Origin of the sequence: Virgibacillus sp. LDC-1 (assembly GCF_030137545.1) — a bacterium.
Classification (GTDB): domain Bacteria; phylum Bacillota; class Bacilli; order Bacillales; family Amphibacillaceae; genus LDC-1.
The window spans coordinates 361,606-381,790 of the sequence record NZ_JARUVL010000001.1; the positions used below are offsets into that span (position 1 = coordinate 361,606).

The 20,185-nt window shown below is 36.3% G+C and carries 25 protein-coding genes and 1 riboswitch; of the genes, 24 read left to right on the plus strand and 1 reads right to left on the minus strand.

Annotated elements, in window-relative coordinates; translation table 11 throughout:
• Positions 1–113 precede the first annotated feature (113 nt).
• A riboswitch (cyclic di-GMP riboswitch) is annotated at positions 114–196 on the plus strand.
• 24 nt (positions 197–220) lie between these two features.
• The 6 genes from QBK89_RS01590 to nagB all read left to right on the plus strand — a co-directional run bounded on the left by QBK89_RS01590 (position 221) and on the right by nagB (position 4,879).
• Entirely contained in the window at positions 221–349 is a 129-nt protein-coding gene (locus QBK89_RS01590; RefSeq protein ID WP_284139250.1) for an anti-repressor SinI family protein, read from the plus strand.
• Between the two features lie 77 nt (positions 350–426).
• Positions 427–762, plus strand: coding sequence for a helix-turn-helix domain-containing protein (locus QBK89_RS01595; RefSeq protein ID WP_284139251.1), 336 nt, complete (start codon positions 427–429; stop codon positions 760–762).
• A 717-nt stretch (positions 763–1,479) separates the two neighbouring features.
• Positions 1,480–1,620, plus strand: a complete 141-nt coding sequence (locus QBK89_RS01600) for a hypothetical protein (protein WP_284139252.1) — start codon at positions 1,480–1,482, stop codon at positions 1,618–1,620.
• Positions 1,621–1,939: 319 nt separating this feature from the next.
• On the plus strand, positions 1,940–2,869 hold the full coding sequence (locus QBK89_RS01605; protein ID WP_284139253.1) for a DUF7916 family protein: 930 nt from the start codon (positions 1,940–1,942) through the stop codon (positions 2,867–2,869).
• Between the two features lie 94 nt (positions 2,870–2,963).
• Entirely contained in the window at positions 2,964–4,145 is a 1,182-nt protein-coding gene (gene nagA / locus QBK89_RS01610) for an N-acetylglucosamine-6-phosphate deacetylase (protein ID WP_284139254.1), read from the plus strand.
• 2 nt (positions 4,146–4,147) lie between these two features.
• Positions 4,148–4,879, plus strand: a complete 732-nt coding sequence (nagB, locus tag QBK89_RS01615; protein WP_284139255.1) for a glucosamine-6-phosphate deaminase — start codon at positions 4,148–4,150, stop codon at positions 4,877–4,879.
• Positions 4,880–5,083: 204 nt separating this feature from the next.
• Here the strand turns inward: nagB and QBK89_RS01620 are convergent, their stop codons facing one another.
• Complete coding sequence (locus QBK89_RS01620; RefSeq protein WP_284139256.1) at positions 5,084–5,722, minus strand: YigZ family protein; 639 nt, start codon at positions 5,720–5,722, stop codon at positions 5,084–5,086.
• A gap of 251 nt (positions 5,723–5,973) precedes the next feature.
• Here QBK89_RS01620 and QBK89_RS01625 point away from each other — a divergent pair, with 251 nt between their 5' ends.
• The 18 genes from QBK89_RS01625 (at position 5,974) to hpf (ending at position 20,009) form a co-directional block, all read left to right on the plus strand.
• Positions 5,974–7,107 carry a sensor histidine kinase gene (locus QBK89_RS01625; RefSeq protein WP_284139257.1) on the plus strand — a complete coding sequence of 378 codons (1,134 nt, stop codon included), beginning with the start codon at positions 5,974–5,976 and terminating at the stop codon, positions 7,105–7,107.
• A 137-nt stretch (positions 7,108–7,244) separates the two neighbouring features.
• Positions 7,245–7,937, plus strand: a complete 693-nt coding sequence (locus QBK89_RS01630) for a response regulator (RefSeq protein ID WP_284139258.1) — start codon at positions 7,245–7,247, stop codon at positions 7,935–7,937.
• A gap of 307 nt (positions 7,938–8,244) precedes the next feature.
• Positions 8,245–9,087: a DegV family protein gene (locus QBK89_RS01635; RefSeq protein ID WP_284139259.1), complete on the plus strand. Its 843-nt coding sequence runs from the start codon at positions 8,245–8,247 to the stop codon at positions 9,085–9,087.
• A 409-nt stretch (positions 9,088–9,496) separates the two neighbouring features.
• Positions 9,497–10,648: an ATP-dependent helicase ComFA gene (locus QBK89_RS01640; protein ID WP_284139260.1), complete on the plus strand. Its 1,152-nt coding sequence runs from the start codon at positions 9,497–9,499 to the stop codon at positions 10,646–10,648.
• Positions 10,649–10,920: 272 nt separating this feature from the next.
• The gene (locus tag QBK89_RS01645; protein ID WP_284139261.1) at positions 10,921–11,466 is read left to right on the plus strand and encodes a ComF family protein; all 546 of its coding nucleotides are present in this window, start codon (positions 10,921–10,923) and stop codon (positions 11,464–11,466) included.
• A 43-nt stretch (positions 11,467–11,509) separates the two neighbouring features.
• The gene (locus QBK89_RS01650) at positions 11,510–11,935 is read left to right on the plus strand and encodes a TIGR03826 family flagellar region protein (protein WP_284139262.1); all 426 of its coding nucleotides are present in this window, start codon (positions 11,510–11,512) and stop codon (positions 11,933–11,935) included.
• 86 nt (positions 11,936–12,021) lie between these two features.
• Entirely contained in the window at positions 12,022–12,285 is a 264-nt protein-coding gene (flgM, locus tag QBK89_RS01655; protein ID WP_284139263.1) for a flagellar biosynthesis anti-sigma factor FlgM, read from the plus strand.
• Positions 12,286–12,318: 33 nt separating this feature from the next.
• The gene (locus QBK89_RS01660; RefSeq protein ID WP_284139264.1) at positions 12,319–12,807 is read left to right on the plus strand and encodes a flagellar protein FlgN; all 489 of its coding nucleotides are present in this window, start codon (positions 12,319–12,321) and stop codon (positions 12,805–12,807) included.
• A gap of 47 nt (positions 12,808–12,854) precedes the next feature.
• Positions 12,855–14,327 carry a flagellar hook-associated protein FlgK gene (gene flgK / locus QBK89_RS01665; RefSeq protein ID WP_284139265.1) on the plus strand — a complete coding sequence of 491 codons (1,473 nt, stop codon included), beginning with the start codon at positions 12,855–12,857 and terminating at the stop codon, positions 14,325–14,327.
• A 9-nt stretch (positions 14,328–14,336) separates the two neighbouring features.
• On the plus strand, positions 14,337–15,239 hold the full coding sequence (gene flgL / locus QBK89_RS01670; protein ID WP_284139266.1) for a flagellar hook-associated protein FlgL: 903 nt from the start codon (positions 14,337–14,339) through the stop codon (positions 15,237–15,239).
• A gap of 102 nt (positions 15,240–15,341) precedes the next feature.
• Complete coding sequence (locus QBK89_RS01675; protein WP_284139267.1) at positions 15,342–15,914, plus strand: DUF6470 family protein; 573 nt, start codon at positions 15,342–15,344, stop codon at positions 15,912–15,914.
• A gap of 17 nt (positions 15,915–15,931) precedes the next feature.
• A complete protein-coding gene (gene fliW, locus QBK89_RS01680; protein ID WP_284139268.1) occupies positions 15,932–16,372 on the plus strand; it encodes a flagellar assembly protein FliW in 441 nt (146 codons plus the stop codon).
• Between the two features lie 2 nt (positions 16,373–16,374).
• Positions 16,375–16,605 (plus strand): carbon storage regulator CsrA, encoded by a 231-nt coding sequence (gene csrA, locus QBK89_RS01685; RefSeq protein ID WP_284139269.1) that lies wholly within the window; start codon positions 16,375–16,377, stop codon positions 16,603–16,605.
• Positions 16,606–16,677: 72 nt separating this feature from the next.
• Complete coding sequence (gene flaG / locus QBK89_RS01690) at positions 16,678–17,028, plus strand: flagellar protein FlaG (RefSeq protein ID WP_284139270.1); 351 nt, start codon at positions 16,678–16,680, stop codon at positions 17,026–17,028.
• A gap of 29 nt (positions 17,029–17,057) precedes the next feature.
• Complete coding sequence (locus tag QBK89_RS01695; RefSeq protein WP_284139271.1) at positions 17,058–18,536, plus strand: flagellar hook-associated protein 2; 1,479 nt, start codon at positions 17,058–17,060, stop codon at positions 18,534–18,536.
• A gap of 34 nt (positions 18,537–18,570) precedes the next feature.
• A complete protein-coding gene (gene fliS / locus QBK89_RS01700; protein ID WP_284139272.1) occupies positions 18,571–18,969 on the plus strand; it encodes a flagellar export chaperone FliS in 399 nt (132 codons plus the stop codon).
• Positions 18,969–19,322, plus strand: coding sequence for a flagellar protein FliT (gene fliT / locus QBK89_RS01705; protein ID WP_284139273.1), 354 nt, complete (start codon positions 18,969–18,971; stop codon positions 19,320–19,322). Before fliS ends, fliT begins: the two co-directional genes overlap by 1 nt.
• Positions 19,323–19,457: 135 nt before the next feature.
• Complete coding sequence (gene hpf, locus QBK89_RS01710; protein ID WP_284139274.1) at positions 19,458–20,009, plus strand: ribosome hibernation-promoting factor, HPF/YfiA family; 552 nt, start codon at positions 19,458–19,460, stop codon at positions 20,007–20,009.
• The last annotated feature ends 176 nt before the right edge of the window (positions 20,010–20,185 follow it).

Genomic DNA, 20,185 nt, shown 5'->3' on the forward strand with positions numbered 1-20,185 from the left:
ATATAGACAAAATGATGTGAGGCATTATACAAAACTAGTTTTAATATGACAAAACAAGTCAACCAAAAGTCCTTACTCGTATAGTATATTAGACATATAGAGAAAAAACTTCCTCAGAATAAAGGCAAACTTATTGAAAGGTAAGGACGCAAAATCACAGGTCTAACGTAATTGCTAGGACGGCTGGATTGCCTGAGCGTTATATTGGGGGATGGGGGAAATGGAAAGTATAATGGGAAAAGTTGTATTGGATGAGGAATGGATTATGCTAATAAAGGAGGCGAAGGCTGTAGGGCTATCAGTGGAAGATGTACGTTTATTTATAGAAGAAAATAAATCATGTACATAGCGAATTGAAAAACGTACTATATATAGAACTGCTCACCTATTTTGTGGTATAATTCGCAATGAAAGAAGGTGAGATGCTTGATAGGTGAAAAAATCAAACAATTACGGACAGAAAAGAACCTGTCTATATCTGAATTGGCTGAGCGAGCAAATGTAGCAAAATCCTATCTAAGTTCCATTGAGCGCAACTTGCAACGGAATCCATCAATCCATTTTATGGAAAAAATCAGTAGTGTGTTAGGGGTAACTGTTAATGAGTTGCTTGATGACAACCATGATTCACAAGAGGAAGTGCTTGATCATGAATGGCTGCAAATTGTAAAAGAGGCAATGGATTCAGGCATTACAAAAGAACAGTTCAAGGAGTTTTTGGAATTTAGCAAGTGGAAAAACAAGCAAGAGAACCACTCTTGATTTGAAATGCGATTACCCTAATTAAATAATATATTTTTGCATACTACGGAGATGATACTGTAGTATTTTTTCTTGTGTTTTTTACATGTGTAGGTTTGCTCTCCTCCAACATTTGAAGATTCATCCCACGTAAACTGGAGGTGCTCTGTCTTACCTGCGTCAGCAACAAGCTTCTTTCTTAACCTAATGAACATTGATTGTGTATAAAAGTTGACAACAATACATAAAATTAACCTTTCCATAAATTTAAATATGGATTTTTGTTCCAATACGCAGTACGATGGAACTAATTGTCATTCGATAATGAATTAAGCATAATCCCTTTCATGATTATTCTTATGTTGTATCGCATAACATCCTAAATTTACATACTCTTCTAATATCATTATGGTAGGGTAGCATTTTTCGTTATCGTATCTTTAGTAACCTTAAACTGTTTCCGTGCATAAGATAGTTGAAACAAGTTTTGTGCAAGGAAAAAAACAATAAGGTGATGCTACATGATGTCTTTTTTAATAGCACAAAGATAGGTAAAGACAAAAACATCATAAAGCTTTCGAAAATTATTTAGATAGAACGTCAAAAATCGACAGCATTCTATAGTTATATATGTTATTCTTCGGTTACGTTGCATTTTTTGCCGACTACTAAAAGAATTTGTCAATCCGTACGATTAAAATAATCTAATATTGGGATACTTTTTAAGAGGGTGAAGAAATGAGTGAACGGGAATATTATAAGCATGTATTACAAAAGGTAATTGCAGAGACAGAAAATGAAAAGATAAAGACGTCTGAAGAACTAATTCAAGCACTTATATTTGAGCTTACTGAATTAAGACGAACAGCAACAGATTAGAAATGCTACGTTGGAATGGATGATTATCAAAGTTTATTGCTGTATAATAACAGCGTAACATTGGACAAACTGTTTGCGAAATTGATGGAACGGATAGTAAGTTTTTTCCTTATACTATTGATTTTAGGTGGGAAGATAGTATGGATACGTTTAAAAATCCAAATTTGATGATTTTTAAATGAATAATGCAGGCTAATGCTTATGAGCACATAGGCATTAGCCTCTTTGTAATTAGAGACCACTGGAGCTGTGTCAAGTGGAAATAAAAGTTATCACGAAAAATAGTGCCTAAACGTAATATACGAGGAGGAATATAATTATGAAACGATTGTTAAATTGTACTGCTTCTGATTTCGCTTCAATGAATAAAGATGAACTCTTGCAATCTATTCAGGCTTCAGAGGGAAGAACCATGCTTGCAGAAGTCGTGTGCTCCACTACGCCATTATATCCAGGCTTAACAAATGCAGAATATGTAGCAGCATTTGGGGCGGATCTTGTTTTGTTAAATGTATTTGATGTTGACAAGCCTAGCGTTGAAGGTTTAGAGCTTTTAGAGAAGAAAGTAGAAACAAACGATATTATCCAAACGGTAAAGGAACTAGTTGGGCGACCTGTTGGAATTAATTTAGAGCCAGTAGATATTCACGCTAATGAGTTAGAAACATTAGAGCAATTGCCGGCAGGACGACGGGCGACAGATAATACGATTCAAAAAGCAATAGGCCTTGGTGTTGATTTTATTTGTCTGACTGGTAATCCGAAAACAGGTGTATCTAATGATGCCATTGAGAAGGCGATTAAAATGGTGAAGAAGATCGCAGGGGATAAAATCCTAATTATTGCTGGTAAAATGCACGGTGCTGGTACAAAAATAGATACAGCTGAAGGATTGGCGGACAATGTTTCCGTTCAACGATTTGTTCAAGCCGGAGCAGACATTGTACTGGTTCCTGGTGTTGGAACAGTGCCAGGTGCCACTTTATCTAAAACAGAGCGTCTAATCCAAGCTATTCATAATGAAGGAGCACTAGCTCTTACGACAATAGGAACAAGTCAAGAAGGTTCTACTGTTGAAACGATTCAAAATATCGCATTATATAATAAAATGGCTGGTGCAGACGTACACCATATTGGAGACGCGGGACTACATGGAATTGCACCACCTGAAAACATAATGAATTATTCTATCGCAATACGTGGAAAGCGTCATACGTATACTCGGATGGCAGCATCCATTAAAAGATGACAGCTTGATGAATAGGATAGTAATCGCAATAGACTTTTATGAAGTACTATGCTAGCTTTATATTTGTAAAGGACTATGAAAGGACGGAATATCCATGCCTAATCAGACATCATTGTATCTTACAAATGTTACGGTTTATACGGAAGATGGAGTAATAGAGAATGGTTCATTACTTTTGGAAAATGGACAAATAAAGCAAATATATTCTGATGGAAGGAAGCCAGAAAGCTACCCGCCCTCCTTTAAAATTATTGATGGAACAGGGTTAAATGCAATTCCAGGTTTTATTGATGGCCATATTCATGGGGCAAACGGAGCAGATGTCATGGATGCTACAGAGGAAGCACTAGACAAAATGGCTCTTGTATTACCAAGGGAAGGAACGACAAGCTTTTTGGCAACAACGATCACGCAATCTCCAGAAAATATTACGCGTGCATTGAAAAATGTTGCACAATATACGAGTAAATCTGGACAAGCCGAGATAATTGGGGTTCATTTAGAAGGACCATTTATTGAAGCAAGTAAAAAAGGTGCGCAGCCCTTAGAATACATTATGAAGCCAAGCATTGAACAATTCAAAAAGTGGCAACAAGTTGCACAGGGTTCAATAAAAACTATTACAATGGCACCTGAGCTTGACGAAGATGGATCTTTTATTCGATATCTTGCTGAGACTGGGGTAAATGTGTCTGCTGGTCACACTGACGCAGGAATAGAGGAGATGAAAAAAGCAGTAGCGAATGGTGTTCGACAAGTAACACACATTTGCAATGCAATGAATGGCATCCATCACAGAGATATTGGAGCTGTCGGGGCAGCGTTTCAGCTGGAAGCATTACGAGCAGAACTAATTGCTGATGGCATTCATGTTTCTCCGGAAATGATGCAAATAATTTATCAAAATATGGGAAGTGAACGATTGATCCTTATAACAGATGCAATGCGGGCTAAATGCTTACATGCTGGTGATTATGAGCTTGGCGGTCAGCCAGTTACGGTTACAGAGGATCGAGCAGTACTTCAGGATGGTACATTGGCTGGAAGTATTTTAAAAATGAATGAGGGTGTGCAGCAAATGTTGCGTCTTCGGGACGTTACCATTCAAAATGTTGTCGAGATGGCTTCTATGAATCCGGCTAAGCAGCTTGGTGTGTTTGATAGAAAAGGAAGCATTTCAGTAGGTAAAGATGCAGATGTATTGTTAGTTGATAACCAAATAAATATTAAGCTTGCGGTATGTCGCGGTGTGGTAGCTTACGAGGAGGAAAAATAAAAATGCAAATAATAAAAACAGCAAATTACGAAGCAATGAGTGAAAAAGCGTATGCAGAAATAGTAGAAATCATTAATTCAGTGGAAAATCCTGTATTAGGATTAGCGACAGGTTCTACCCCCGAAGGGCTTTATCAGCATATGATTGAACAATATAATCAAGGAAATCTGACTTTGAAAAAAGCAACAACGTTTAATTTAGATGAATATGTAGGATTAGATGCAGCGGATCCAAATAGTTATCGTTATTATATGAATGACAAATTATTTCAACACATTGATATCCAAAAAGGGCAGAGCCATTTGCCAAATGGTTCTGCACAGGATTTAGAGCAGGAATGTAATGACTATGAACAGAAAATAAAACAAGCAGGGAATATTGATGTACAAATTCTGGGATTAGGTTTAAATGGTCATATCGGCTTTAATGAACCAGGCACTTCATTTGAAAGCAGAACGCATGTGATAGAGTTAGATGCGTCAACTCGTGAAGCGAATGCGCGCTTTTTTTCCTCGTTAGACGCTGTTCCAACACAGGCAATTACAATGGGAATTGAAACGATAATGGAAAGTAAAGCAATTATTTTACTCGTCTCTGGAGAAAATAAAGCGGATGCGGTTGCACGTTTAGTTGAGGGAGAGATTAGTGAGGAATTTCCAGCTTCCATTTTACAAAAGCACGGAAACGTAACATTGATTGCTGATGAAGCAGCTTTATCTAAAGTAGAATTTTAATGGGCTGGGACAAAAGAATTTTTTATGAAAATCAAATGAGATGTTTAAGACTTTAACTAGATGAATTGATCGAGTGGTTGTGAAGGGTGAGACATCTTGAAAAGAAGATCGCTTTTTCTACGCGCTTATGCCCGTGGTAAAAGCGATCCCATTGTTCGTATTTTGAGGCAAACGCTCTTGTTTTGTCCTAGCGTCTTCTCCTTATTAATTTGAAACATCGACTTCTACATATTTTTTATCGACTTTCTTTATGGAGGCTTGGCCGTTTGTAAAATCTGTTATCCAAGCTTGGAATGTATCCTCTTCATCGGCTTTTACGTAAACAATACATTCAACTTGTTCTAAATAGTGGATGGTTTCTAAAATATAATTGGAGGATCGTAAAGCATTTTCGATTTTTCCGAGTAATGGGTAATCAATAGTAAGTGAAAATCCTTGCATCAATTGTCTGTTCACAACACCTGTTGCTTGAATTGCTTGCGAAGTGGCAGTTCCATATGCACGGATTAATCCACCTGCGCCCAATTTTATGCCGCCGAAATATCTTGTAACAACTACCACGGTATCCTTTAGGTGCTGTTTTTTTATAACTTCCAGAATTGGTATTCCAGCAGTTCCACTTGGTTCTCCATCATCATTTGCCTTTTGGATTTGATCATGCTCACCAATCATGTATGCGGAGCAATTATGAGTTGCATCATGATGCTTTTTTTTAATTTCCTGAATAAACGTTTGCGCGTCTTTTTCAGATTCTACTCTACGAACATAGCCAATAAATCGTGATTTTTGAATTGTGATTTCATTTGAACCTTCTTTTTTTACTGTTAAGTAATTTGATAACATGTTAACCTCCAAATCTGATAAAAGATAGTATATAATGAAGTAGCATAGATATATACTTTTTCAATAAATTATTCTTGTTGCCAGTGCTTTCATGTGCTTTTACTACATATCGTACTAGAAAAATTCTAATATTTATTGTAAAAATTAGCTTTTTCGTGGTGTTCAAGGAAAAAATTACTAGAACTAAGAAAAAAGACCCTTTTAAAAAGTACGAAGACTCCGTATGATTATATCATAGGTTGGTGTTGATTATGGCGATAAAAACAAGTGAAAAAGATCTAGACAATATCATTCATGAGATGATTGATGTTGTAGAAAATAGCAAGGATGAAATTTTTAACATTAGTGAAGAAGCACGCACTGAACACGAGGTACTCGTACGGGAGTTAAGAGAAACGAAGAATAAAGTAATCGATCATATTGAGAATGGCGACAAACTCGAGCATAAAGTAAGGTATTCAAGACAACGGCTATCTGAAGTGAGTAAATACTTTGATCGTTATTCTGAAACGGAAATTCGTGAGGTTTACGAAAAAACACATGCGATGCAAACGCAATTAGCAGTAATGCGACAGGAAGAGCAGGTGTTGCGTGAAAAACGCGATGAACTAGAGCGAAGAATTGTTGCGTTGGAACAGACGATTGAACGCGCTCAAGGTTTAGCTGGTAAAATTTCTGTCGTACTAAATTACTTAACCGATGATTTTCGTCAAGTAAATGAATTGATTGAAGAGGCAAAGGAAAAACAGGAATTTGGATTGAAAATTATTGAGGCTCAAGAGGAAGAGCGCCGCAAAATTTCTCGTGAAATACATGATGGTCCAGCGCAAATGCTTGCCAATATATTGTTACGGTCTGAGCTGGTGGACCGAACATTTCGAGAGGGAACGCTTGATAAGGGATTAGAGGAAATAAAAAGCGTCCGGAAGATGATTCGCTCTTCATTATATGAGGTCCGTCGAATTATTTATGATCTTCGTCCTATGGCATTAGATGATTTAGGATTAATCCCAACTTTAAAAAAATATCTGTCTACTGTTTCAGAATATAACGATGTAACGATTGATTTTAAATCCTTTGGAGAAGAAGATCGTTTAAATAGTAAATATGAAGTTGCGTTTTTCCGTTTAATACAAGAGGCTGTTCAAAATGCAGTGAAGCATGCACAGGCGAGTTTAATCGAAGTAAGGATGGAAATTCGAAACAATACGTTGACTGTCGTTATTAAAGACAATGGGATTGGCTTTGATCAAAGTGTTAAGCGCGATAAGTCATTTGGATTAATTGGCATGAGAGAGCGTGTTGAAATGTTTGATGGTAAGATAAAAATAGAATCAGAAATTGGAAAAGGTACTAGAATATTAATTCAAGTACCGTATAATTAATGTAACTAGTCCTACAAACATGATGGGCTTTTATATAGTTAAAGGTATGTCGAAATTATAGAAAAAGAAACGTAGTTTATCTATCATAGTAATGGGAGAGTTAACATTGTAGAAATAGACTTAGGAGGAACAAGACGATGAATACTGGTAAACAAGTAAATATTGTTTTGATTGATGATCACAAGCTGTTCCGTGAAGGCGTAAAAAGAATACTTGAATTTGAACCATCTTTTAATGTGGTAGCTGAAGGAGATGATGGATCTGAAGCGCCGAAGCTTGTTAAACATTATGGTCCAGATGTTGTTTTAATGGATATCAATATGCCGAATATTAATGGTGTACAAGCAACTGCGGATTTAGTTCGCTTCTTTCCAAAAACGAGTGTAATTATTTTATCTATTCACGATGATGAGAGCTATGTGACACACGCTTTAAAAACAGGAGCACAAGGCTATTTGTTAAAAGAAATGGATTCCAATTCACTCATCGAAGCGATTAAGGTTGTGAGCGAGGGTGGTTCTTACCTACATCCTAAGGTTACCCACAATTTGGTAAAGGAATATCGTCGGTTAGCAAAAGAAAGTAAGCCAAATGTAGCGGGTAATGAAATTAAATTCCAAAAGCCACTGCATATTTTAACAAAGCGTGAATGTCAGGTTTTACAATTGATTGCAGAAGGGAAAAGCAATCGTTCTGTTGCGGAATCATTATATATTAGTGAAAAAACAGTAAAGAACCATGTAAGTAATATTTTACAAAAAATGAATGTGAATGATCGTACCCAAGCTGTTGTATCAGCAATCCGCAAAGGATGGGTAGAAGTTATCTGATTTAATGCTCAATATTCTCGTAATCTGTTCCTAGATTCGTTACGTAACTAGTATAATACTCTTCGCTCTGATACATGATTGTATCAGAGTTTTTTCATAGGCGTAAAAAAGTATATTAGAAGGGTCTAAAATACGTCTCATCATATAAAAACTATGGATATCAAAAAAATACGAATGGATTTTACTCTAGTTTATTGGAAAGGAAATAATAATGCATTTTTTACGTTGTTCATGTAAAATAAGAGCAATACTAGTTGAAAATATTTTTTTACATAGAGGCTAGAAATATTGGAGAGGAATGGCTTAGATGAAAGTTGCTATAATGACGGATAGTACGGCATATATACCAGCTGAAATTAGGGAAGAGAAAGCAATTCATATGGTTCCCTTAAGTGTCGTATTCGGAGATGATGTATATCAAGAAGAAATTGATATAACAACAGAGGAATTTTATCAAAAAATAAAGGAAGCAAAGGAGCTTCCAAAAACATCTCAACCTTCTATTGGATATGTGACAGCTAAATTAGAGGAGCTTGCAAAAGAATATGATGCGGTTGTTTCTATCCACTTATCAAGTGGAATTAGTGGTACATATCAAGCGGTGGTAAGTGCAGGTAAGATGGTAGAGGGTATCGATGTATATGCCTATGATTCGGAAATAAGCTGTATGGCACAAGGATTTTATGTGCTGGAAGCTGCAGAAATGGCGAAGAACAATAAAAATCCAGCTGAAATTCTTGCCCGCCTTGATGAGATGAAAAAGTCCTTAAGGGCTTATTTTATGGTAGATGATTTAACTAATTTACAACGCGGTGGTAGACTGAGCGGGGCACAAGCATTAGTTGGAAGCTTACTTCAAGTGAAGCCCATTTTGCATTTTGTTGACAAGATAATTGTACCGTTTGAAAAGATTCGCACACGAAAAAAAGCAATTAATCGAATCGTCGGAATGCTTGAGGAAGATGCTCAAGATAACAATGAAATAAAGGTCGTTTTTATTCATGGTAATGCAGAAGAAGCAGCTTTGGATTTACAGGCGTCTTTTAAAGCGCGATATCCATCAGCAGAGACATCGTTAAGTTATTTTGGGCCGGTTATTGGTACCCACCTTGGAGAGGGTGCACTCGGAGTTTGTTGGTATAAAAAGTAACGAATACAGAAGGAGACTGGGACAAAAGAAGCGTATTTAAATTAAAATCCGAATAATTGTTTCCATGTAAAAATTGTTTTGTCCCAGCCTATATTTAAAGAAAGGTCGTGATTATTTGACGCAATTGCAAGATGATAAGGAGCTCCCCCACCTTTCCTCAGATCAGTTATCCCCCGATCAACTTTCCGCTTATTATTCAGGTAAACGATTACTTCGAAATGAAATTCATATCCAGGAAGTGTATTTTCAATGGCTACTTTCTAAGCAATATTTTATTCCCGTCCCCGCTATTAAAAGAAAACTTTTTCATTATACTTGTCAACGGTGTGGAAATAGTAGGCGGTCTTTATTTGGTGATATTCCATGTGCATCATGTGGAGAAACGCATGTATATTGCCGGAAATGTATCATGATGGGTAGGGTATTGGCTTGTGATTTTCTCTATTATTGGAATGGTCCAGTAATAGAGCGTACATTATTGCAGTATGAACCATGTACATGGGAAGGAACGCTTACCTCTACGCAGGAAAAGGCGGCAAATCGGATTGTTAAAGCAATTCAATTACAGGAGAAAGAGCTGCTCATTTGGGCAGTGTGTGGATCAGGTAAAACGGAAATGTTGTTTGCAGGAATTTCGGAAGGATTAAAGAAAGGATTGCGCGTTTGTATTGCAACTCCGAGAACGGATGTAGTACAAGAGTTAAAACCACGTATTCAACAAGCTTTTTCCTCTATTCCCATCGAAGCATTATATGGTGGAAGTAACGATACAGAAGCAAAAGCACAACTAATTATTTCAACTACACATCAATTGCTCCGATTTCAAGAAGCATTTGACATTATGATAATTGATGAAATTGATGCATTTCCATTTCATAGCGATCCATCGTTATTGTTTGCAGTACAGCGGTCTAGAAAATTAAAGAGTACTTCTATCTACTTAACCGCTACCCCACGAAAACAACACCAAATGCAAATTTTGCTGAAGCAACTTCCTCATTTTTTCGTTCCTGTTCGGTATCATGGTCATCCGCTACCTGTCCCATATATGAAGATGTCAATTTCCTTAAAAAAGGATGTACAAAACAATCATCCCCCAGCTTCCTTTGTTTCCTGGTTGAAAAAGAGGAAGAACCCGAATAGGCAACTACTCATTTTTGTACCAACTATTTCCTTAGTGGAAAGCTTATTAGCTTCTGTAACAAAGCTTTTATTACAAGAACAAATGATTAAAAACAAGTTTGAAATAGCTTCTGTTTACGCTAACGACGGTGCTAGAGTAGAAAAAGTACAGGCGTTCCGCGACAAGAAATTAGTCGCTATAATGACGACAACGATTTTAGAAAGAGGGGTCACTTTTCCATCTGTTGATGTTGCTATTTTTGATGCAGGTCATGATGTGTTTGATGAAGCTGCTCTTGTACAAATCGCAGGACGCGCAGGACGAAGTGCTGAAGATCCCAAAGGGGAAGTTGTGTTTTTTCATGATGGGAAAACAGAAGCAATGATTAAAGCCGTCGAGATGATTAAGGAGATGAATAAACGGATTGCAGATTTTTGAAATGGGCACACATAAAGAGGTGCTTGAGCGAAGAGTGTCCGCCTGGATGAAAGGTAACGGAGTTATATCATTTAGGGTTCAAATGAAATATGATTCAAAATAAATGCCTAACTATTATATAAACAGGAGTGAAATGAATGCATTGTTTATGGTGCGAAAATGAGGTGGAATTTTCTCTCACGTGGAAAAGTCTCTTGATTCCATCAAGAGAAAAGGTGCTATGTAGCTCTTGTCGTGGAAAGTTAGAACTTTTACAAGGGGAACGCTGTAACATGTGTAGTAGAGTCTCCATGGAAAAGCTTTGTTCAGATTGTAAAAGGTGGCAATCCTTAACACATCCGTCTTCATTGCAATGGAATTATTCAATCTATAAATATAATTATTTTATGAAGGAGCTCGTAGCGAAATGGAAATATCGCGGGGACTATACGTTAGGAGTTTCTTTTCAATCTATCTTTCAAGAACATTTTAAGGTACACTTTAACCATCTACGAAAAAGTGCCATTGCCGTTCCAATTCCCTTAAGTCATGAGAGGCTAAAAGAGAGAGGATTTAATCAAGCACAGATGTTAACAGAGTTCCTTCCAATTGAAAGTTGTTCTCCACTAGAACGATTACATGGTGAAAAGCAATCGAAGAAAACAAAAAAGGAACGAATCACTGGTGGAAATCCATTTAAACTTAAAGAAACTATTAAAAAACAGGTTATTCTTGTCGATGATATATATACAACAGGTGCCACACTTCATCAAGCAGCTCGACTGCTAATAGATAGTGGGTGCCCAGCAGTATATTCTTATACGTTAATTAGGGGTTAACCATTTATGTTATAATAAAGGAAAAATAAGGAGAATGATTGCGATGGCAGAACTAGCTAATTGCCCTCACTGCGGTGCGGTTTTTGTCAAAGGAATCCGCGAAATATGTCAAGCATGTTATAAAGAAGAAGAGAAGGCATTTCAAATTGTTTATGATTTTTTAAGAGTTCAAAAAAATCGTGAAGCAACGTTATTGGAAATCGTAGAAGCTACAGGCGTCGAGAAAGAGTTAATTATTAAATTTATCAAAGAAAACCGATTGCGGAAATCGCAATTCCCAAAACTTGGTTATCCTTGCGATCGATGTGGAAAGGATATAAGGAGTGGGAAGCTTTGTAATCAATGTGCAGCTGAGCTAAAAAAGGATTTAGAACAACATGATAAATTAGAGCAATTATCTGAAGAACGTAAGAATGCAGAGAAGCAAAAAGTACACACCTATTTTGTTATGGATAAATATAAAAAATAACTTCATAATCAGCAAGATGTTGCCGATATAATAAATAGATATAAAGCGTAAAATGCGTTTGTTTTAGATTAAAGCGAGGTGGAACGATGAAGATACACGGATCAAATCAAACAAACTTTAATCCGTATAATAAACAGCTTCAAAAGCTAACAGAGCATAAGCATGCGGGTAATCAAAAGGATCAATTACAAATTTCCAAAGAGGCGAAGCATTTACAAAAAGCTGAGCAAGGAAATGGTCAGCGTGAAGCATATGTGAATGAAATTAAAAAAGCGGTTGAAGCCGGTGAATATAACATTAATTATGAAAAAACTGCACAGAAAATGATTGCATTCTGGTCAAATCGATAAGAGGTGCAATTCTAGAAAAAGGAGGACATCATTTTGTCCGTTCAATCTATTAATACTGCACTTGAAAAACTAATTAACGTACACCAAACGCTTTTAAATTTATCACAAGAAAAAACCGTTGTTCTAAAAAACGGCAATCTTGATCAATTACAGACGTTACTAGTTCGAGAAAGAAAGCAAATTCAAGTTTTACAAAAGATGGAAACGAATCGTGTAGAAGCAGTAAATAATTGGTTTCAAAATAACGATGCGATGACAGAAGAGCAAACAATCTCAAATTTACTAGAAAAGATAAAAGATGTAAGTGAGAAAGAAAAGCTGACTAATTTAACGGTAGCATTAACACAAGTCATGCTCGAGTTAAAGCAACAAGAACAGTTAAACCAAGCATTAGTACAGCAGTCTGTTCAATTTGTTCAGCTTTCATTAGATATGCTTAGCCCTACACTGAAAAACATGAACTATGGAAATAATCAAAGTGCGGGAACTACCAATCGATCCGTGTTTGATTCTAAAGCCTAATAATAGAATTATAGATTGAAACTTTCGTTGTAAAAGGAGTAAAAGAGATGAGTACATTCCATGGATTAGAAATGGCTAAGCAAGCATTGTTTGCTCAGCAGTCAGCGCTTTATACAACAGGTCATAATATATCAAATGCGAATACAGATGGATATACAAGACAACGGGTTAATTTTCAAACAATGAATCCGTACCCTTCTGCTTCAAGAAATCGTCCGCAGATTCCGGGGCAATTAGGAACTGGTGTAGAAGTTGGTTCAGTTCAACGCATTCGTGATAAATTTTTAGATTTTCAGTTTCGCTCAGAAAATAGTAAAGCAGGATACTGGGAAACAAAATCGAATGCATTAAGTAGAATGGAACAATTGTTAAATGAGCCTTCTGACAGTGGACTTTCAAAAACAATGGACCGTTTTTGGCAATCATTACAGGATCTTGCAACACATCCTGAAAAAGATGGTGCTCGTTCTGTTGTGCTTGAGCGTGGAAAAGCAGTAGCTGAAACGTTTAATTATTTAAATAAATCGCTAAATTCAATTCGAAGTGATTTAAAATCAAAGTTAGACCATACAGAGAGCACAGCTAATTCCATTGTTCGACAAATAAGTAATATAAACGAACAAATTAAGGAATTAGAAACACACGGTTACACAACAAATGATCTTTATGATAAGCGAGACCAGCTTTTGGATCAATTATCTGGGATTGTAAATATATCCGTTGATTACGACACAAGTCATATCCCAGAAGGTAAAATGGGACAAGGGGTCGTTGAAATTTCGCTTGTCGATGATAATGGGAACAAAGTACATACATTACCTGGCGGTCCATTTGCGAAGGATGAAAAGATATTTGAAATTGAATACGAAGGTGACGACAAAGCAAATGCAGTCAAACAAATAACAGTTCAAGGCTACGCTGGAAGTTTACCAATTTCGGATATTGATGGATCATTCAGTGGACTTATTGATTCTTACGGCCACACCTTTAATGGCGCGGTCGAAGGAGTCTATCCAGAAAAGATCGATAAATTAAACGAAATTGCTTATGAATTCGTAAACGCATTTAATTCTATTCATGAACAAGGATTTGCTTTAGATGGAACACAAGCAGGAAACTTTTTTGCTCCTTTAGCAGATAAAAATAACGCAGCTGCGCTTATTAGTGTTGTTATTACCGATGGAGACATGATAGGAGCAAGCGAAAATGGTCAACCCGGAAATGGAGAAAACGCATTAGATCTTTCGGCTGCGTTTGATACGTTTCGTGACATGTATGAGCCAATGATCGGAGAACTAGGTGTAAATGCACAAGAAGCGATAAGAATGCTGGAAAATACAAATATTCTCCGTTCCAGAGTAGAAAATGAACGAATGTCTGTAAGCTCGGTTTCATTAGATGAAGAAGTAGCAAATATGATTAAGTTTCAACATGCATATAATGCAGCAGCAAGAAGTATGACGACAATTGATGAAATGATTGATCGAATAATTAATAATATGGGCTTAGTTGGAAGGTAGGTTGAGTTAATGCGTATTACCCAAAACATGTTGTCGAATAATATGTTACGAAATTTGTCCAATAATTACTCTAAACTAGATATGATAATGGAACAGCTTCATACTGGGAAAAAGATAACTCGTCCTTCAGACGATCCTGTTGTAGCAATGCAAGGGATGAATTATCGCACACAGGTAATTGAAATTGAGCAATTTGCTCGAAATACGAGTGAAGTGAACAATTGGATGGATAATTCAGATGCTGCGTTGGATAAAGCGACAAAAGCTTTACAAAAGATTCGAGAATTAGCAGTCCAAGCAAGCAATGATACGTATGATGAAGCGCAACGACAAAACATTAAAGAAGAAGTAGAACAATTAAAAAAGCATTTAGTAGAGATTGCCAATACGAATGTAAATGGGAAATATATTTTTAATGGAACAAATACTACTGAAAAGCCATTTGATGATAACGGGAAGTGGAATAATCCGGATTTAACACAAATATCTGATGTGAAAATTGAAGTTGCAAATGGAACAAAGCTTGAAGCAAATGTGGATCCTACAACAGTATTTGGCGGAACAGGTGCAAATGATGTCGCTGAATTATTTGAGGATATTGATTTCTTTATTAATGCATTAGATACCAATAATCAAGCAGAGATTGATGCCAGTATCGGAAAAATGCAAACTAGAATTGATGATGTTGTAAATTCCCGTGCTAATTTAGGTGCACGAATGAATCGTTTGGAACTTATCGAAAATCGACTTGGAGAACAAGAAGTCATTGCGAAGAAAATGATGTCTGAAAATGAAGACGCCGATTATGAAAAAACGATCACGCAACTAATTACACAGGAAAGCATACTTCGTGCTTCGTTGTCTGCGGGGTCTAGAACGATGCAGCCATCGCTATTAGACTTTTTAAGATGATCTTATTGAATCATTTATCATACAGCCCTTACCGCGGAGAATGGTGAGGGCTGTATCGTAGTTTTATATTTGAAAATATACCTTAAAAAGGAAATGATGGTAATGAAACTTCCTCAAATCCGGATTGAAACACAAATGGCAAAAATAGCGCTTCAACAGCAACCTGGAAAACAGGAAATCAAGCAGCCTAAAGCCGATGTATCTATTCAACAACCACGAGCGGAATTAACTATAACAAGAACGCCTTCTAAATTACAAATCGATCAGACGAAGGCATGGGAAGATATGAATTTGATGTCTATTTTGAGGAGAAATGACATTGTTGCTGCTGAGGGGAAACAAGGTGCTTTAGAAGGAACTGGACGAAGGGCGCAACAAGGACAAGAATTAATGAAAATTGAAAACAAAGGTAATCCAATTATAAATCAAGCGATTGTAAATGGACATAAAGCACAAAAACCAATTGGAATTGACTTTATTCCATCTCGATTTGCTGTAAAAATTGATTTCCAACCTGGTATGTTAGATATTGATGTCACACCACATAAGCCTCAAATTGAGATTATGCCAAGAAAAGTTGAGCATCGATACGAAAATGGAGAGGTAGACATCTCGATGAAGCAGCAAGCAGCTCTTTCCATTGATTTTGTTCATGCTTCTGTTGACAATAAATAGGAGAGGATGTGCAATTCATGCAAATAATGACGAAATATTTTGGAGAACTGGAAATTGATCGTTCAAATGCGATTCATTTTCAATCGGGACTCCCAGGCTTTGCAGAAGAAAAAGAATTTATCCTACTTGATTTTCCAGGAAATCCTGCTTTTCAAGTATTACAATCTATAGTCACACCCAATCTTGCATTTATTGCAACCAATCCCTATCAATTTTATGAAGATTATTCATTTGATTTAGATGATGCGATTTTAAGTGCCTTACACATTACAAAAGAACAGGATATCATTGTGCTGGCGATTGTAACAGTGAAACAACCATTCTCTGAAAGTACGATTAATTTAAAAGCACCCCTCATTATTCAAAAGGAATTACGTGTAGGAAAGCAATATGTATTAAATAATCAAGATTATCCAATTAAGGCAACACTTATCCCGTCCAAAAAGAAAGGAGAATAGCCATGCTTGTACTATCCAGAAAAAAAAATGAAGCGATCCAAATCGACGATAACATCGAAATTCAAGTGCTTGCAATTGAAGGAGATCAAGTCAAGCTTGGCATTTCAGCTCCTAAAACGACGGATATTTATCGCATGGAGATATATATGGATATTCAAAAACAAAATAGTGAAGCAGCCAATGTTTCATTAGATGTTATTCAATTACTATCAGATGAAGTGGATGAAGAATAAATATCGCTAAACATTTTACCAAATTCTACCGATATAAAAGGAAACTATACGGTAAGAGGAGTTGCATGAACCATGCGATTGGAAAATTTAGTGACAAATTCATTATCAAATGAAGGTATTAAGTATTCTGAACCTATACGCACGGTATCACAAGGTTTAAGAGAGAAAGACAACGTATTACAAGAGAATCATGTTGCAAATCAAGAAGAGGTAGAGATGGTTGTATCGAAGTTGAATGAATTTGTGCAGCCACTTCGAACGGATCTAAAGTTTCAACTTCATGAAAAGCTTAATGAATACTATGTTGAAGTAGTAGATCCTATTACAAAAGAGGTTGTTAAAGAAATTCCTCCAAAGAAGTTCCTAGATATGTATGCTGCAATGGCAGAGTATATGGGAATATTAATCGACGAAAAAATATAACTTATAGTTAGATAAAGGAGTGAATGAGGATGCGTATTGGTGGACTAGCATCAGGCATGGATATTGATGAATTAGTAAATAAACTTATGACAGCAGAACGCTTGCCATTAAATCGAATGGAACAAGATAGAACAACCTTAACATGGAAACGAGATGGATTTCGAGATATTTATAAGTCACTTTTTGAACTAAAAGAAATGACACGTGACATGCGTTTAAGTCCTACATATAACTCGAAAAACGTTAGTTCTTCTTTAACAAGCGCTGTTACTGCTACGGCAAACTCAAAAGCAACAAATGGTTCATATAGAATTTCTGTTTCGAAATTAGCTTCATCTGCGATGAACATAAGTGGAGCAGAAGTATCTTTAGATCCATCCAAAACGTTAGTTGAACAAGGAGTACAAGCTCAAACTTATAGCTTCAGCACGTATAATAAGGATGGTGTTGAAGAGGTACATCAGTTTGAAATTAAAGCAGAGGATAAACTTGAGGATGTATTAAAGCGTATAACAGATGGAAACAATAACGTTCGCATGTTTTTTGATGAAGGTACAAAAAAAGTAGTGATGGAAACAACACGTACTGGTAATTATAATACGAATGGCGCAGAGATTTCGTTTAATGCAACCGATAATTCTTTTTTTAGCTCCTTTTTGAATTTAGATCCTGTAAATGAAAAAGGTGGAGAGGATGCTGTTTTTACGTATAATGATAATATGACACTTACGTCAAAGGATAATAACTACACGTTAAATGGTATCACTTTTCAATTCAATGATGTGACAAATGGTGCAACAGCGACATTGTCAGTTACAAACAATGTGGATACTACCTTTGATGCAATTGTTAAGTTTGTTGATAAGTATAACGAAATAGTCGAAATGATGAACGGAACACAGCAAGAAGAACGCTATCGAGATTATAAGCCATTAACAGAAGAGCAGAAAAAGGATATGTCTGAAAATGAAATTAAGCTCTGGGAAGAAAAGGCAAAGAGTGGTGTGCTTCGTGGAGAGGCTATTATTCAAGATGGCATGTATTCCATGCGCCAAAATTGGTATGCGAATGTAAATACAGGAAGAGAAGTTACTTCTTTAACACAAATTGGTATTGTAACTTCGAGTAACTACCTAGATGGTGGAAAGCTAGTCATCGATGAGGAAAAATTAAAGAAAGCACTAAATGAAGATCCAACAAGTGTGCAGCAGCTGTTTGCGAACGGTGCTGAAGGAGATAGTCGTGGGCTTATGAATCGATTAGATGATTCTATAAATACCACACTTAAGAAAATAGAAGAGCGTGCTGGAAGATCTACCAGTACGTTAGATACTTACACACTTGGGAAACGTATGAAAGATTTAAATGAACATATCTCGAAGTTTGAGAATCGTCTAGTAGACATTGAAGCCCGATATTGGAGACAGTTTACGACGATGGAAAAAGCGATTCAACGAATGAATCAGCAGTCTATGCAGCTTATGTCTCAGTTCGGTGGAGGAATGTAAGCTAGCATTAGGTTCAAAGGAGTGATATGGAACGATGCAAAATAAAGCATTTCAAACCTATCAAAATAATGCAGTCACTACAGCTTCAAGCGGTGAATTAACGTTAATGCTTTACAATGGGTGCATTAAATTTATTAAACAAGCAATAAAGGATTTAGAAACTAACAACTATGAAGCAAAAAATACGAACATCCAAAAAGCACAGAATATCATTCGGGAATTGATGTTAACCTTAGATCAAAAAATCGAACTATCAAATCAAATGCTCCCGTTATATGAATATATGAATCATCGACTAACGGAAGGAAATATTAAAAATGATCCAGCTGCTTTCGAAGAAGCGCTTGGTCTTGTAACTGAATTTCGAGATGTTTGGAAGCAAGTTTTACTTTCAAATAGGCAAAACACACACGCACAAGGTGCACAAATCTGATGAGTAGTGTGAAACAGGTATATGATGTTACATTAGAATTGAAGCAAGTGTTGGATCAACATATCACTGCAAAAAATCGTCCAGCTGTAATTGAGGAAGTTAATGCGTTAATCGAAAAAAGAGGCATGATGATGGAAATGATTCAACATCCTTTTTCAGATGAAGATCAACGCATTGGTCAAGAACTGATTCAATTAAATAATCTAATACAACAGCAAATGCAGATTTTATTTGATGCGTTAAAATCAGAAATGAAGCAGGTTAAAAAACAAAAAAAATCAAATCATTCTTATATTAACCCTTATTCAAGTGTTCAATCCTTTGATGGTATGTTTATGGACAAAAAAAAATAAGTAGTTCAATTATGTGCCACACATAGATTAATAATCGAATGAAAGAAAAGAAAGTGCGTTTAAGCAGATTTTTAATGGGAAACATAGTATAATAATATATAGAAAGATAAATGATTTTAAAAGGAGGACACTTTCATGAAGTTTAACATTCGTGGCGAGAACATTGAGGTTACTGGAGCAATGCGGGAATATGTGGAAAAGAAAATTAGTAAGCTAGAACGCTATTTTGATACTCCACCAACCTCCGATGTACATGTGAATTTGAGTGTCTATAATGATGAACAGCGTATAGAGGTTACTATTCCAATGACCGATTTATTATTACGTGCAGAGGAAGAGCACATTGATCTATATGCAGCGATTGATTTAGTTGTAGACAAACTAGAAAGACAAATACGTAAGTATAAAACAAAGGTAAATCGCAAGTTCCGTCAAGAAGGTTCTCCAAAGCATGTTTTTGCAGAGCTTGAAAAAGAAGCAAGCGCTGTAGCAACTGAAACAGATGATATAGAGATTGTAAGAACAAAGCGTTTTAATTTAAAACCGATGGATTCAGAAGAGGCTGTATTACAAATGGATATGCTCGGCCATGCGTTCTTTGTCTTTACGAATGCGGTGTCTGGAGATACAAATGTTGTTTATCGCCGTAAAGATGGAAAGTATGGATTAATCGAACCAAACAGTTAAAATATAAGATGAATGAACCGGTGTCCCACATAGTTTGGGACGCCGGTTTTAATTACTGGTTTTAAAACCACAGGCTCTGCCTGTGTGAGAATTCAACTTGTAGAGTTGTAACAGACAAATCTCCTTTCGGTATAATAGAGCTGGCCGTCAAACCGACTCTATATACGAAAGGAGAA

Coding starts and splice junctions, on each gene's coding strand:
- QBK89_RS01590 (WP_284139250.1), top strand. CDS start 221: ATGGAAAGTATAATGGGAAAAGTTGTATTGGATGAGGAATGGATTATG.
- QBK89_RS01600 (WP_284139252.1), top strand. CDS start 1,480: ATGAGTGAACGGGAATATTATAAGCATGTATTACAAAAGGTAATTGCA.
- QBK89_RS01605 (WP_284139253.1), top strand. CDS start 1,940: ATGAAACGATTGTTAAATTGTACTGCTTCTGATTTCGCTTCAATGAAT.
- nagA (WP_284139254.1), top strand. CDS start 2,964: ATGCCTAATCAGACATCATTGTATCTTACAAATGTTACGGTTTATACG.
- nagB (WP_284139255.1), top strand. CDS start 4,148: ATGCAAATAATAAAAACAGCAAATTACGAAGCAATGAGTGAAAAAGCG.
- QBK89_RS01620 (WP_284139256.1), bottom strand. CDS start 5,722: ATGTTATCAAATTACTTAACAGTAAAAAAAGAAGGTTCAAATGAAATC.
- QBK89_RS01625 (WP_284139257.1), top strand. CDS start 5,974: ATGGCGATAAAAACAAGTGAAAAAGATCTAGACAATATCATTCATGAG.
- QBK89_RS01630 (WP_284139258.1), top strand. CDS start 7,245: ATGAATACTGGTAAACAAGTAAATATTGTTTTGATTGATGATCACAAG.
- QBK89_RS01635 (WP_284139259.1), top strand. CDS start 8,245: ATGAAAGTTGCTATAATGACGGATAGTACGGCATATATACCAGCTGAA.
- QBK89_RS01640 (WP_284139260.1), top strand. CDS start 9,497: ATGATGGGTAGGGTATTGGCTTGTGATTTTCTCTATTATTGGAATGGT.
- QBK89_RS01645 (WP_284139261.1), top strand. CDS start 10,921: ATGTGTAGTAGAGTCTCCATGGAAAAGCTTTGTTCAGATTGTAAAAGG.
- QBK89_RS01650 (WP_284139262.1), top strand. CDS start 11,510: ATGGCAGAACTAGCTAATTGCCCTCACTGCGGTGCGGTTTTTGTCAAA.
- flgM (WP_284139263.1), top strand. CDS start 12,022: ATGAAGATACACGGATCAAATCAAACAAACTTTAATCCGTATAATAAA.
- flgK (WP_284139265.1), top strand. CDS start 12,855: ATGAGTACATTCCATGGATTAGAAATGGCTAAGCAAGCATTGTTTGCT.
- flgL (WP_284139266.1), top strand. CDS start 14,337: ATGCGTATTACCCAAAACATGTTGTCGAATAATATGTTACGAAATTTG.
- QBK89_RS01675 (WP_284139267.1), top strand. CDS start 15,342: ATGAAACTTCCTCAAATCCGGATTGAAACACAAATGGCAAAAATAGCG.
- fliW (WP_284139268.1), top strand. CDS start 15,932: ATGCAAATAATGACGAAATATTTTGGAGAACTGGAAATTGATCGTTCA.
- csrA (WP_284139269.1), top strand. CDS start 16,375: ATGCTTGTACTATCCAGAAAAAAAAATGAAGCGATCCAAATCGACGAT.
- flaG (WP_284139270.1), top strand. CDS start 16,678: ATGCGATTGGAAAATTTAGTGACAAATTCATTATCAAATGAAGGTATT.
- QBK89_RS01695 (WP_284139271.1), top strand. CDS start 17,058: ATGCGTATTGGTGGACTAGCATCAGGCATGGATATTGATGAATTAGTA.
- fliS (WP_284139272.1), top strand. CDS start 18,571: ATGCAAAATAAAGCATTTCAAACCTATCAAAATAATGCAGTCACTACA.
- fliT (WP_284139273.1), top strand. CDS start 18,969: ATGAGTAGTGTGAAACAGGTATATGATGTTACATTAGAATTGAAGCAA.
- hpf (WP_284139274.1), top strand. CDS start 19,458: ATGAAGTTTAACATTCGTGGCGAGAACATTGAGGTTACTGGAGCAATG.